The sequence below is a fragment of the Pseudomonas sp. CGJS7 genome (assembly GCF_036961695.1).
This window is the reverse complement of the sequence record NZ_JBAMDI010000127.1, coordinates 17,583-32,100: the sequence shown is the minus strand read 5'-3', so window position 1 is coordinate 32,100 and position 14,518 is coordinate 17,583. Positions and strand designations below refer to the sequence as shown.

Sequence of the window (14,518 nt, the reverse complement as noted above, 5' to 3'; positions counted from 1 at the left end):
CCGACCTCACCGTTGTCCAACGGCCCAGCCGACGACCCGGGCGACGTCGCGCCGCCCACGCCGGCGGTCGAGCCGATCGAGGTGCGGACCTCGCCGGCGCCAGTCGCGCCGAAACCGACGCCGATACCGCTGCCGCCGCCGCCGTTGCCGGCACCCATCGAGCCGACCCCGATCGAACCCTCGCCGGTCGCCGAATCCAGCGGCGAGATTTTGGTCGAAGCCGCCGGCCGCGCACCGACCCCGGTGGTCAGCGCGCCGGATCTGGAGAGCTATGCCGACGGCCTGGTGCCGACCGCGTTGGCGCGCGGCGGCCTGGCCGGCGCGGTGCTGGTGGTGGTCAAGGACGGCCAGATGGTGCTGGCCAAGGGCTACGGCTACGCCGACCGCGAACAACGCAAGCCGATGGACGCCCGGCGCACGCTGGTGCGGCCGGGTTCGATCTCGAAACTGTTCACCTGGACCGCGGTGATGCAGTTGGTCGAGCGCGGCAAGCTCGATCTCGACGCCGACCTCAACACCTACCTGGATTTCCGCATCCCCGATTACCGCGGCCAGCCGCTGACGATGCGGCATCTGATGACCCACACCGGCGGCTTCGAGGAATCGGGCAAGTACCTGTTCGTCGAAAACCGCACCCAGCTGATGCCGCTGGGCGCCTACCTCAAGGCGGTGCAGCCGCGGCGTATCTACCCGCCCGGCGCGGTGCCGGCGTACTCCAACTACGGCGTGGCCCTGGCCGGTTATGTGGTCGAACGGGTCGCGCGGATGCCGTTCAACGACTACATCGAAGCCAACCTGTTCGCGCCGCTGGGCATGCGCCATTCCAGTTTCCGCCAGCCCTTGCCCAAGGGCCTGGCCGGCGACATGGCGCAGGGTTATTCGGCCGCGGGCGCGCCGCCGATCGGGTTCGAACTGATCAACGCCGGACCGGCCGGCAGCTTGTCGACGACCGGCGCGGACATGGCGAATTTCATGATCGCCCACCTGGATCAAGGCCGTTACGGCGGCAAGACGATCTTGCAGCCCTACACCGCGCAGGCGATGCAAAACACCTTGGTGCGTCCGATCGCCGGACTGGATGCGATATCGCTGGGGTTCTTCCGCCGCGACAAGCGCGGGCCGATCGCGGTCGGCCACGGCGGCGCGACCGAAGCGTTCCAGAGTTCGCTGGTGTTGCTGCCGGAGCACAAACTGGGCGTGTTCGTCTCGGTCGACGGCCCGGCCCGCGCCGGCCGCGCCTTGCATCGCGATCTGGTCGACGGCTTGCTGCGGCGCTACTACCCCGACCGCGGCGCGCCGCCGCCGACCCTGGCGACCGCCTACCTGCACGGCCGGCAAGTGGAAGGCCGCTACGAAAGCAGCCGCCAGTCCTCGAGCAACTTCCTCGCCATCGCGCGTTTGTTCGCCAGCGCCACCATCGAATTGAACGACGACGAAACCATTTCGGTGTCGGCGTTCCGCACGCCCGACGGCCGGCTCAAGCGTTGGCGCGAAATCGAGCCCTACCTGTGGCGCGAAGTCGACGGCGACAGCCGTCTGGCGGCCAAGGTGATCGACAACCGGGTGATCGCGGTCAGCAGCGACGACGTGCCTGCGGCGATCTGGCTGCAACCGGTGCCGGCCTGGCGTTCGCCCGGCTGGCTGCTGCCGTTGTTGTACGCCGCGTTGGCCGTGCACGTGGTGGCGCTGGCGTTGTGGCCGGTGGCGGCGCTGGTGCGGCGTCAAACCCGGCAGCCGTTGCGCCTGGAAGGACGCGAGCGCGATCTGCGCCTGCTCGCGTTCGCCGGCTTGATCGGCAATCTGCTGCTGTTCGGACTGTGGCTGTGGATTGTTGGCCGCATCGACGCTTCGCCGCGCGCGTTCGACGGCGATCTGGATCCGTGGCTGCGGTTGGCGCAGGTGCTGGGCCTGATCAGCATCGCCACCGCCGTGGTCGCCGTGCTCAACGCGCGCGCCGCCTGGAAACCGTCGGCGCAGCGCTGGCGCCGGGTCTGCGCGGTGGCCATCGCCGCGGCCTGCGTGGCGGTGGTGTGGCTGGTGCTGGCGCTGAAGACCTTGCAGTGGTCGCTGGTGTACTGAGCTTGGCAGCGCCGTGCCGGCGGCGCACTATGCGCGACGACGGAGCGGAGTGGATGGAACCATGGGTCACCGGCATTGGAGCTGCAAGCGTGGGCCGCTGCGCGGCTGGACGATGGGTTTGGCGATCGCGCTGGCGGCAACGGCCTGCTGGGCACACGCCGCGGCGCCGGCCGAGCCCGAGATTCAGGTCGAGATCGACGATTACGAGCTGAGCCTGGATTTCGACGACTCGATGCAGGCGATCAGCAACCGCATCGAGCCCGGCACGGTGCGACTGGAGTCGATGGCCGGCAAAGCCGTGGCGACGGACTGCCATTGGGACGACGACACCCGCATCGCCTGCGGTTTCGACAACGACGACCGTCCGGTCGAGGCGACCGAATACCGGGTTCGTCTCGCCGCCGGCTTGAAGACCCAGGACGGCCGCAGCTTGCCGGCGCGTTCGTTCGTGGTCCAGACCCCGCGTCCGACATTGCGCAGCGGCGTGGGCTGGGGCGAGAACGGTCCGACCATCGATTTGTACAGCGAACAGAAAGTCAGCGCGGCCGATGCGGCCAGCGTGTTGCGGCTGAGCATCGACGGACGCGCGACGCCGCCGGTGCTGGAAGCGGTGGACGCCAAGCGCAACTCTTCGTACAGCAGTTACCGGCTGCGGCTGCCGCCGATCGCCGCGCGCAGCGCGCGGGTCGAGTTGTCGATCGTGCCGGGATTGCGCAGCAGCCTGGGCCCGTTGCGCGGCGACCAGAACCGGGTGATGGAAACGGTGATGGTCAACGAGCCGTTCCGGGTGATCGGCGCGGCCTGCGCGCAGCGCGATGCGGTGCCCAGCCGCACGCCGGTCGACGGCCGCATCGAGCTGGACTGCCTGCCGGATGAAACCGTGCAACTGGTGTTCTCCCAGCCGCTGGCCGAGGACTCGCGCAAGGCCTGGGTCGCGGCCTGGCCGCAGGGTGTGGAACTGTACGCGCGCAAGTCGTGGACCTACGGCTACCAGTCCAAGCTGCAACGCGAGAGCGGCGAAGCGATCGGCTTCGGCCGCGACAGCGCGCAAAGCGACTTCAGCTTGAACGTGGACGGCTTGCGTTCGCTGCGCGGCGAGACGATCCAGCCAGTGAGCCTGCGCGTGCGCACGCTCGGCTACCGGCCGGTGCTGCGCGGCGCGCGCAGCAGCGCGCTGATCGCCGACGGGCGCAAGCCGCCGGTGTTGCTGGAAGCGGTCGGCGCGAGCGGCGGTCAATGGCCGTTGCGTGGTCTGGATGAGCAGTGGATGCAGAACCTGCAACGCGGTCCGTTGCAGATCGATGCGGCGCCGCGGCCGTTGCCGTCGGCCGCCGTCGGCTCGGTGCTGGCGCGCGACGGCTGGGTGGCGTTGTATTCCAATCAAGCCGACAGCCAGCACGGCCCGTATCGGCCGCTGGCCCAGTTCAGCGCGCCGGCGTTCGATTTGTTCGCCACCGGCGGCGCGGGCGAGGTGTTGGTGTGGGCGCAGCAATGGGGCGACGGCGCCGCGGTGGCCGACGCGGAGGTCGAGTTGTTGCTGCAATCCTCCGACAAGACGCCGGCGCGGATCGCGCGAGGCCGCACCGACGCTCATGGATTGGCGCGGCTGAGCGTTCCGGCGCGGTTCGAGTTCGACGAGCGCTCGCGCGATCAGCGTCTGATCGTGCGCGCCACTCACGGCCGCGGCAGCCATGCGCGCCGCGCGGTGCTGCCGGCCGACAGCGGATTCTCCTGGCGGGTGCTGCGGCGCGCGGCGGAAACCCGGGTCTGGGGCGTGACCGACAAGCCCTTGTATCGCTCGGGCGAAACCGTGCGCTACAAACTCTGGTTGCGCCGTCTGGCCGGCGAACGCTTGCTGGCCCCGGGCGCCAGCGCGCCGGTCGAGCTGCGGCTGACCCGCCAGTACGATCCGGCGATCGTGCTGAGCTGGACCGAGCGCTTCGATGAAGGCGGCTCGCTCAGCGGCGAGCGCGGACTGCCTTCGCAATTGCCCGACGGCGATTACTGCATCCGCGGCAAAGACGATTACCACGCGCAGGGCGCGTGTTTCTTCGTCGGCACCTTCCGCGCGCAGGACCTTTGGGCGCAGGCCAGCGCCGAGGATCGGGTCTTGCACGACGGCGAGCGCTTCGCCTTCGATATCAGCGCGGGCTATTACTCCGGCGGTGCGGCCGCAGACCTGGAGATCGGCGAGGTCACCGCGACCCTGTCGCCGCTGCCCTTGCAACAGGCCTATCCGCAGTACGCCGATTTCCGTTTCGTCGATGTCTCCGGCGAGGGCGCTCACACCCGTTCGATCCCCGGCGCGGGCGTGCTGAAGTTGCGCACCGACGCCCAGGGCCAGGCGCGCGGCGAGCTCAAGCTGGCGTTCGACGATGCGTCCGCCGACAGCGGCGAGCGCTCGCAGTTGCCGGCGTTCGGCCGACTGCTGGCGGTCGCCTCGGTGCGGATGGAAGGCCGCGAGGGCACCACCTCCAATGCGGCCAGCGCGCGTTACAGCCGCTATCGCCGCTATGTCGGGCTGCGCAGCGATCCGCAGTGGTTCGATGCGCGCTCGCCGATCCGTCTGGAAGCGGTGGTGATCGAGGAGGATGGGCGCGAAGTCGCCGACGCGCCGGTCGAGATCGAAGTGCGCTGGCTGAGCGGGTGGGAAGAAAGCCAGGACGATGCCGACGCGCCGGTGCTGCACCGCTGCAGCCTGCGCACGCGCCAGCCGGCGCGCTGCGATTTCCCGCGCGCCAGGAGCGGGCGCTATCTGATCAGCGCGCGCAGCGGCGATGCCGCGCCGGCGCGGTTGTCGCAATACGTCTGGGCCGGCGGCCGCGAAGGCGGCGAGTGGACGGGCGAGCCGCAGTTGCAGCTGATCCGCGCCGCCAGCGCGCAGGACCGCAGCGTGGAAGTGCAGCTGCGCCAGCCCTATGCCAAGGCGCAGGTGTTGTTCGTGTTCGAAAACGGACGCGAGTTGATGGGCCAGCGGATCGAATCGGTCGACGGCGAACTTCAGCGCTACACCCTGGCGCTGCCGGACACGCGCGCGCACAGCTACGGCCTGGTGGCGCATGTGCGCGAGACCGCGCCGTCGAAGATCGACGAACGCGGGTTCCGCGCCGCGTCGCGGCGGGTGAACGCGCAACTGAAGCTGGTGCCGCCGCCGGCGGCGAGCGTCGCCGAGCCGGTCTCGGTGAGTTTCTCCGCGGCCAGCGCGCGTCCGGGCGAGCGGGTGCTGCTGCGCGTGCGCAATCCGGGCACCCAGCCGCGCGATCTGGCCGTGAGCGTGATGGACGATGCGCTGCGTAGCTTGGCAGGCAAGGGCTGGGAGTGGTTCGATCCGCAGGGCATGCAGTGGCTGGGCGCGTTGAAGGATCATTCGTCGTATCTGGCCAGCGCCGGATTCGACGACGCCTTCGCGGGCGGGGTATGGAAGATCGCGCTGCCGTGGCCCGGCGACGCCAAGCGTCGGCTGCAGTGGCCCGGGGTGATGTTCGACGCGGACAAGGCCCAGCCCAGCGGTACGCCGTTCGCGCCAGACGCCGGCATTTTCGACAGCGGCGACCCGAAGGCCGATGCCGCGGCGGCCGCGGCCGCGGCCGATGCAGCGGCTTCGGCGAACTGCGCGCAATGCTCGCTGCAACGCATCGCCGAGTATCGTCAACCCGCACCGCCGCCGCCGCCTCCTCCGGCGCCGCGTGAATCCACGCGTGGCCCGAGGGTGGCGCAGGCCCCTCCGATGCCGGTCGCCGACGGGTATATGCGCGAATCGATGGCGCCGGGCGATCGCGACTTCGGTTCGTCTTCGCTGGAACTGGCCCAGGTCGTGGTGACCGGCTCGCGCATCACGCTCGAATCCACTGCGATCGCCGGCCCGGGCAAGATCGAAGGCCTGCAGCCGCACATGTCGTTCGACCCCACTGCGATCGCCGGCTCCGGCAAGATCGAAGGCGCGCAGCCGCGCGACGCGCGCGAATCCGCGGTCGTGCCGGCGGCGACGCGGGTGCGCACCCGTTTCGTCGACACCGTGCACTGGATCGCGCAGTTGCGGCTGGCGCCGGGCGAAAGCCGCGAGATCGAACTGACCCTGCCCGACAACCTCACCCGTTGGCGCGCGGTGGTCTGGAGCAACGATGCCGACGACGATTTCGGCCTGAGCGAGGCGACCTTGGAAGTCGGCCTGCCGCTGGAAGCGCGGCTGCAGACGCCGGTGCGCCTGTATCCCGGCGATCGCTCGCTGCTGGCCGCGAACGCGCGCCAGAGCGGCGAGCGCGCGAGCGACGTCGCCACCCAATTGCAGGTCGTCGACGCGCGCGCCGCCGAGGGCGCCGAATTGGCGCGGGCGGACGCTCGCCTGAGTTTGGCGCCGCGTGGGCAAGGCGGTTTCGGTCTGGAAATCGCCCCGCGCCAGATCGGCCAATTGCTGGCGACCGCCAGCGTGCAGGCCGGCGCCGAGCGCGACGCGGTGGCCGCGGCGATCGAAGTCGCCACGCCTTCGATCGCCGGCCGGCGCAGCCAGGCCGGCTGGTTGGGCGCGCAGCCGCTGTCGCTGGATCTGCCCGAACTGCCGGCCGGCGCTAGCCAGCCGCAATTGCAACTGAGCCTGTTGCGCGGCAGCGCGGCGCTGGTGGAGCGTTGGACCGACGATCTGCATCGTTATCCGCACCGCTGCTGGGAGCAGATTCTCAGCCGCGGCGTCGCCGCGGCGCTGTCGTTGCAGCGCGGCGACAGCACGCCTTGGCCGCAGGAGGAAGCGCAAGCGGCGGTGCGCGAAGCGGTCGAGAACGCCGCGGTGTTCCAGGGGCAGGGCGGCGATTTCCGCTATTTCATCGATTCCGATGAGCAAACCAATGGGGACCACGACAGCGACGACGCTCCCCAGGCGCCGCACATCGCACTGAGCGCCTACAGCCTGCGGGCATTGACGCTGCTGACCGAACTGGGCCATCCGGTCGAAGCGGATGTGCTGACCGCCGCGGGCGGTTTCATCGCCGCCGTGGACGTGCCGGGTGCGGACAAGACCGACGCCGCCAGCGACGCGGCGCGCAACGAAGCCGCCATCGCCGTGGGCGCCGACACGAAGCCGACGCCGGGCAAGCTGGACGGGCTGTGGAAACAATGGCCGCGTCTGGCCTTGCCGGCGCAGATCGAGCTGACCCGCGCGCTGGCGCGCAGCCATCACGCGGGCGCGAGCGAGGCCGTCGCCCGACTCGCCGCGCGTACCCAGCGGCGCGGCCAGGCGCGGGTGCTGCAGGCGCACGAACGCCTGGATCGCTGGATGAGTTCGGACCTGCGCGAGCAATGCGCGTTGATCGGACTGCTGCGCGATTACCCGGCGCTGGCCGGGCCGGATCTGCGCCGCGGTCTGATCGCCGGTCTCAGTGATTTGTACGCGGGCGGAATCGAAGCGGTGGACACCCAGACCGGCGCTTACTGTCTGTGGGCCTTGAACGAGGACGTGCGCAACGACGCGCGCGACGGCGCATCGGCGGCGGTTGCGCTGGGTGCGCAGCGCGCCGAGCTCAAGCTCGCGCCCGGCGAGCAACGTCAGGACTGGCAGGCGTCGGCGCCGCGCGGCGAGCGCTTGAGCCTGACGCAGACCAGCGTCGGCGATACGCCGCTAAGTTATGTGGCGACGCTGGACTATGTCGAGGACGCCCGCAAGGCGGTCGCCAACGCGATTGGGCTGGCGGTGACGCGGCGTTTCGAGGTGTTGCGCGAAGGCGGCTGGCGGCCGGTCAAGGGCGCGACGGTGCGCGAGAACGATTGGTTGCGCATCACCCTGACCGTGCGCAACAGCGCCACCCGCTACTTCGTCGCGATCACCGACAACGTCGCCGGCGGCCTGTTTCCGACCGATCTGACCTTGTCGGGCATCGCCGGCCTGGATCTGGCCAAGGTGTCCGATACCGGCAGCTACTCGTTCCAGACGCGCCGGCTCGACCCGCGCAAGCCGCGGTTCTATGCCGAGCTGCTGCCGCCGGGCGAGCACGAGGTGCATTACTTCGCGCGCGCCGCCAACGCCGGCGATTATCTGGCCGCGCCGGCGCAGGTGGAGTTGATGTATGGCAGCGCTACTCAGGCGCGTACGGCGGCGGAGCGGGTGAGCATCGCGCCTGCGCAGGGGCGGGGCGAATGAGTGGGTAGGTGAGGGGTTGGTGCGGAATAAAAAAGGCCGCGGCGTTTGCCGCGGCCTTTTCGTTTTGCGTGGTGCTCTGTTGCTTCAGTGGATCAAGCGTGGTCGGCTAGACGGTTTTTCCGGGCCGATGGGAGCAAAGTCAAAATGGATTCCGGCTTTCGCCGGAATGACGGGATAGGCGTTGTGCGGATTTACCGGCCGCGCGCAGCCGCGCGATCACTTCGCCGCCGCGCCCTTGCGCTGCGGCACGTAGTCCTCGCGCACCGCCTTGCCCAGCAGCGCCGGCGGCAGCAGGCCCTGGTCGAGCAGGAAGTTGTTGAAGCCGAGCCGGTCGAAGCGGTCGCCCAGCGCCAGCTCGGTTTCCATGCGCAGCTCCAGGATCCGGCTGTAGCCGTAGAAATAGCTGCCCGCCTGGCCCGGCATGTTGAACATGTAGCGGTCCAGTTCCTGCTTGGTCATCGCTTCGGAGAAGCCGACCTGTTCGCTCAGCACCTTGTCGGCGCTGGCGCGGTCGGTCAGGCCGAGGTTGAGCATCGGGTCGAGGATCGCGCGCGCCGCGCGCAGCAGCCGGAACTGCAGCGCGATCAGCTGACCGTCCAAGGGCTCGTACGGCACCATCTCGGCTTCGGCGTACAGCGCCCAGCCTTCCACGTTGACCGAGTTGAACGCGTACAGCGTGCGCGCCAGCGAAATGCCGCGTTCGACCATCGCGGTGAACTGCAGTTCGTGGCCGGGGCGGCCTTCGTGCGCCGACAGCGTCCACGCCGCCGATTCGTAATTGAAGTCGTCGTAGTGCAGCGCCTTGCCGGACGGGTTGGGCACGCCGATCGGCAGCACGAACTGGCCCTGCTGGCCGGTGTTGCCGACCAGCGGCGCGGGCAGGAAGTGCGGCGCCGGCTGCGCCGCCGATTCGGCCTCGCTGCCCAGGCGCATCACCATCGGCCGCTGCGGCACGTCGACGATCTTTTCCTTGCGGATGATCGGGTCGATCGCGTCGATGATCTTGCGGTAACGCGGTTCGAGCTGATCGTTGGGGATGGTGTCGCGCTTGAGCGCGCGGATCACCGCGACGTAATCGTAGGGATCGGCGACCTGCAAGCCCTTGGCCTGGGCCACCAGCGGCGCCAGTTGGCGCATCGCCGCGCGGGTTTCCATGAACTCGACCTGGGCGCGGCGGATCAGGATCTGCGGATCGACGTCGATGCCGAACTGCTTGAGCTGATAGGCGTACAACTCCGGCGGCAGGCGCGCGTCGGTGCGCGCCTTGGGCAGCACCTGGGTGCGGGTCCACTTGGCGTAGTCGCGCAGTTGCTTGTCCATCGCCTTCAGCGCGGGCTCGGCGCCCTGGATCTTGTACTTGGCGAACAGCTTGCGGATGCCCTTGGCGTAGGTGTCGACGTTGCCCAGGGCTTGCTCGACTTCCAGCTTGGTCGGCTGCAGCAGCGCGGTATCGCTCAGGCGTTCCTGGTAGCGCTCGCGCGCCAACACGGTCAGCGGCTTGCTGCCCGGCGCCTGGCCGACATACGCCTGCAAGCGCGCCAGCGCCTTGACCTGGCGTTCGGGCGGGGTCTGGTCGGACAGCAGACCGTTGAGGCCGGTGAATATCGTCTGCGGCGTGTCCGACCACGGCAGCATCAGCTTCTCGTTGAGTTCGCTGCCTTCGATGGTGTTGTCGATCGCGCCGAGCAGGATTTCCAGGTCCTGGCGCACGTTGGCGTCGCGTTCGAGCTGCAGCTTGGTCTGCAACTCGCTCTTGGCCTTGGCCATCGCAGCGCGGAAGCGCGGACCGACCTCGGGCTTGAGGTCGGTGACTTTGTCGTCGTAGCCGGGGATGCCGAAGAAGGAAAAACCTTCCGGATTGAAATCGGCCTGGGCCTTGATCAGGATCTGGGTGTACTGATTGCTGGTCGCCACCCACGCCGGCACCGGCTTGGCGTCGGCGGCTTTGGCTTCGACTTCGGCGGCGTGCGCGGGCGCGGCGGACAGCGCCAGGATCGGCGCGGACAGCGCCAGAGCGACAGCAAGGGCAAGCGGCTTCATGGCATGGCTCGTTGGAGGACTGCCGGCCAGCATCGTTCGCGCGCGCGCGCGAGCCAAGCCCCGAAGGTCATGCGCGCGGGGCGGCGGCGAGTCGGCATGACCGGTTATGCCGGCTTAGCGCGCGAGCAAATCGATTTCGCCGGTTCCCGGTTCCAGCGCGACCCGCGCTTCGCTCAGGGTCCACTGGGCCGAATTCTTGTGCGCCCGCACATGCAATCGCGCGCGGCCGCGCGGGCCGAACAGCGGCACCGACAGATCGGCCGAGCCGCCGTCGGCGGCGTTGTCGATGCGCCCGCGGATCCAGCGGCCGTCGTCGATCGGTTCGCCCAACGCCGCGCGCAGACGCGGATCGGCGCTGGCCAGGCTCAAGGCCTGCCGGTAGGGCGGCGCGCGCCGCATCGACTCGTTGATCAGGTTGGCGATCACGCCCACCACCAGCAGCACCAGCAACAGCATGAGCGAGCCGACCAGGGCGATGGTCCAGCGCGGATGGCGGCGCATCCACGCCGGCGCGTCCGGCGGCAGGTTCAACTCGCGCGAACGGCTCATCGCCGATGCCCGCGGCGGGCGGCCGCGGCGGCGCGGTTCAACGCTCGGACTCGTGGAGCAGATCGAATTCCTGTCGCGGAGGGCCGTCGGATACGGCGTCTACCTTGTGGTAGTGCCAAGCGCCGTTCTCGAACTTGGCCACGATATCCACGCTGCCGCGGCCGCGCGGACCTTGCAGAAACACCACCATCGTGGCGACTCCGCCCTCGCGTTGTTCGGCCCCGCCCAGCGGCACCCAGCGCGACTCGATCGGTTGGCCGAGCGAGTCGGTCATCCGCGCGTCGGCGCGAACTCTCGCCATCGCTTCGCGATAAGGCGCGGTGTTCTTCATCGCCGACATCAGGGTGTACATGACCCCGGCACCGATCCCCAGCGACAGCACCACCATCGTCACCAGGCTCAACACCAGCACCAGCAGCCAGTGCCGGTGCACCCAGGGTTTGCGATACGGGGTATTCATCGCGTTCAACGCTCCTTGTCGTTCGGTCGGTGGCGGCCAGTCCGCGCGCTCAGCGCTTGAGGCAGCGGTCGAAGAAATCCTCGGTCAGGCGCAGGCGATGCAGATTGTCGCGCCCGCGCAGGCCGTGCTTGGCGCCCGGATAGGTCATCAGCTCGAACGGCTGGCCGCGTTGCTGCAACGCGCTCATCAGCACGGTGGAGTTGGTGAACAACACGTTGTCGTCGGCCATGCCGTGGATCAGCAGCAGCTTGGAGGTGAGGCCGTCGAGGTGTTCGAGCACGCGGCCTTCGCGATAGCCCTCGGCGTTGGTCTTGGGCAGGCCCATGTAACGCTCGGTGTAGTGACTGTCGTACAGGCCCCAGTCGGTGACCGGCGCGCCGGCGACGCCGCAGGCGTACTGGTCGCTGGCCTTGGCCAGCATCATCAGGGTCATGTAACCGCCATTTGACCAGCCGTAGACGCCGATCTTGGCGCCGTCGACCCACGGCTGCGACTTCAACCACTCCACACCCTTGAGCTGGTCGGCGACTTCCACCGTGCCCTGCTTGCGGTACAGCGCGCCGCCGAACGCCGCGCCGCGCCGCGGCGTGCCGCGGTTGTCGAGCGAGAACACCACATAGCCGCGCTGGGCCAGGTACTGGTTGAAATCCGGTGCCCAGGTGCGCTTGACCGACTGCGCCGCCGGGCCGCCGTAGACGTAGACCACCACCGGATAGCGCTTGGACGGATCGAAATCGCTGGGCTTGATCAGGCTGTAGTGCAGCGCGGTCTTGCCGTCGGCGGCCTTGAGCGTGCCGAACTCGACCGGCCGCTGCGCTTGCAGGTACGGCGCGTACGGATGCTTGGGATCGGCCAGGTCGTTGTCGATCAGCGCGGCGATGCGGCTGCCGTCGTTGCGGAACAACTCCAACTGCGGCGGCGTTTGCGGGTTCGACCAAGCGTCGACGTAGACGCTGGCGTTCTTGGCGAAGTTGGCCGTGTGTTGGCCGTCGGTCTTGGACAAGCGCTCGATCGCGCCGCCGGCGAGCGCCACGCGATACACCTGGGCGTCGGTCGGGCTGTCCTTGCCGGCGGAGAAATACACTTGCCCGGCGGCTTCATCGACCGCCAGCACGCTGTCGACCGGCCAATCGCCGGAGGTCAACGCAGTGGCCTGGGCGCCGTCCTCGGACAGCAGGTACAGATGCTCGAAGCCGCTGCGCTCGCTGTTCCACAGGATCCGCCCGTCCTTGAGGAAGTGCAGGTCGTTGTGCAGAGGCACCCAGGTCTTGGAGGTTTCGGTGGCCAGGGTGCGCTGCTTGCCCGAGGCCAGATCGGTTTCGATCAGCTCCAGTTTGTGCTGATCGCGCGATTGGCGCTGGAAGGTCAGGCGGCCGGCATCGCGCCAATCCACCCGCGCCAGATAGATATCTTGTTCCTTGCCCAGGTCGATCTCGCGGATCGCGCCGGCGTGCGCGCCGATGCCGGCGACTTTCAGCGTCACCAGCACGTTGTGATCGCCTGCGGCCGGGTAACGCTGTTGAACCACGTCGGTGCGGTCGGGATAGACCTCATAACGCTTCTGGATCGGCACCGGCGTTTCGTCGATGCGGGCGAAGGCGATGGCCGAATCGTCCGGCGCCCACCAGTAACCGGTGTGGCGGTCCATTTCCTCATCGGCGACGAATTCGGCCACGCCGTTGCCGATGCTGTCGCTGCCGTCGCGGGTCAGCTGGGTGGCCTTGCCGTCGGCCAGATCGATCACCCACAGATTGCGCTTGCGCACGAAACTGACGAAGCCGCCCTTGGGCGAGAGCTTGGGATCGGTGGCGAACCCCTCGCCGTTGGTGAGCTTGCGCACCGCGGCCTTGCCGGATTTTTCCAGGTCGTACAGATACAGCTCGCCGCCGAGCGGGAACAGCAGGCGCTTGCCGTCGGGCGACCATTGGTATTCGACGATGCCCGACAGCGCGGCGATGCGCTGGCGTTCGCGCCGCGCTTTCTCTTCGTCGCTGAGCACTTCCGCGCCGGGCAGCACATCGTCGGAGTCGACCAGCAACTGGGTCTTGCCGCTGGCGATGTCGTAGGCCCACAAGTCCAGGCGATTGCGGTCGCGTTGCTTGCCGCGCAGGAAGCCGACCCGGCTGCCGTCCGGCGCGATCTTGGCCTTGACCAGGCTCGGACCCGACAGCGGCGCATCGCCGGTCAGGGCTTCCAGGGTCAGGCGGCCGGGCGCGGGCGCGGCGGTGGGCTTGGAGGCGGCGAGGGCGGAGGTGGCGGTCAGCGACATGGCGAGCAGGCAAACAGCGAGGCGGCGGGAGTTTTTCATGCGGACGATGGTTCCGTGGCGGACGCCGGACCGCGGTCCGGCGTCGGTTGCTGCATCAAGGCGTGGGTGCCGGCGTGCCGAACAAATTGCGGCGCATTTCGTCGGTCATGGTCTTGTCGGCCCGGTACACCTTGCCTATTTCGTACGCCCGTTGGAAGGCCGGCCGCGCGCTCAGCTCGTCGTGCCAACGCTGCACGTTGGGATAACGGGCCAGATCGACGTGGTGCCACTCGTGTTCGCGAGTCCAGGGGTAGCAGGCGAAATCGGCGAGGGTCAGTGTATCGGCGGCGATGTACTCCCGGCCCGCCAGCCGTCGGTCCAACACGCCGTACAGCCGTTCGGTTTCGCGCTGATAGCGGTCGATCGCGTACGGCACCTTCTCCGGCGCGTAGCGGTTGAAGTGGTGGTTCTGGCCGAGCATCGGGCCGTAGCCGCCGACCTGCCAGAACAGCCATTCGTTGACCTCGACCCGCGCGCGCGTCGCGCTCGGCGCGAACAGGCCGGTCTTTTCCGCCAGATACTGCAAGATCGCGCCGGACTCGAACACACTGATGGCCGCGCCGCCGTCCGCCGGCGCATGGTCGACGATGGCCGGCATGCGGTTGTTGGGCGAGATGCGCAGGAACTCGGGCTTGAACTGATCGCCCGCGCCGATATCGACCGGCTTGATCGAGTACTCCAGGCCGGCGCCGGCCTGAGCGGCTTCTTCCAGGAACAAAGTGATTTTGTGGCCATTGGGGGTTGGCCAGTAATGCAGGTCGATCATCGGGACGGACTCCGCGGAGAAAGGCGGCAGTGTAAGCGCGGCCCCGCGGGCGAGGCCGCCGCGCCGGTGGGACGGCGTGTGCCGTCGGCGCCGCGGCTTAGCCGCCCGCTGAAGCCGATGGGCCCGCCGACATGGCCTTGTCGCCGCCGGCCGGCTACTCTGTGGGCCCCGCTGCGCGGGAATCGCCTT

The 14,518-nt window shown here is 68.9% G+C and carries 7 protein-coding genes; 2 read left to right on the top strand and 5 right to left on the bottom strand.

What is annotated here, in order from left to right; translation table 11 throughout:
- Together V7787_RS43095 and V7787_RS43090 are read left to right on the top strand one after the other, a co-directional pair.
- Positions 1-2,079 (top strand): serine hydrolase domain-containing protein (locus tag V7787_RS43095; protein ID WP_336093793.1); only part of this gene is annotated, 2,079 nt, incomplete at its 5' end.
- 61 nt (positions 2,080-2,140) lie between these two features.
- Entirely contained in the window at positions 2,141-8,206 is a 6,066-nt protein-coding gene (locus V7787_RS43090; protein ID WP_336093792.1) for an alpha-2-macroglobulin family protein, read from the top strand.
- Between the two features lie 216 nt (positions 8,207-8,422).
- Here V7787_RS43090 and V7787_RS43085 read toward each other — a convergent pair whose 3' ends face one another.
- The 5 genes from V7787_RS43085 to V7787_RS43065 all read right to left on the bottom strand — a co-directional run bounded on the left by V7787_RS43085 (position 8,423) and on the right by V7787_RS43065 (position 14,329).
- A complete protein-coding gene (locus tag V7787_RS43085) occupies positions 8,423-10,246 on the bottom strand; it encodes a DUF885 domain-containing protein (RefSeq protein WP_336093791.1) in 1,824 nt (607 codons plus the stop codon).
- A gap of 114 nt (positions 10,247-10,360) precedes the next feature.
- Positions 10,361-10,795 (bottom strand): cytochrome c oxidase assembly factor Coa1 family protein, encoded by a 435-nt coding sequence (locus V7787_RS43080; protein ID WP_336093790.1) that lies wholly within the window; start codon positions 10,793-10,795, stop codon positions 10,361-10,363.
- Positions 10,796-10,832: 37 nt separating this feature from the next.
- Positions 10,833-11,255, bottom strand: coding sequence for a cytochrome c oxidase assembly factor Coa1 family protein (locus tag V7787_RS43075; RefSeq protein ID WP_336093789.1), 423 nt, complete (start codon positions 11,253-11,255; stop codon positions 10,833-10,835).
- A 49-nt stretch (positions 11,256-11,304) separates the two neighbouring features.
- Positions 11,305-13,563: a S9 family peptidase gene (locus V7787_RS43070; protein ID WP_336093788.1), complete on the bottom strand. Its 2,259-nt coding sequence runs from the start codon at positions 13,561-13,563 to the stop codon at positions 11,305-11,307.
- A 55-nt stretch (positions 13,564-13,618) separates the two neighbouring features.
- Complete coding sequence (locus V7787_RS43065) at positions 13,619-14,329, bottom strand: glutathione binding-like protein (protein ID WP_336093787.1); 711 nt, start codon at positions 14,327-14,329, stop codon at positions 13,619-13,621.
- Positions 14,330-14,518: the final 189 nt, after the last annotated feature.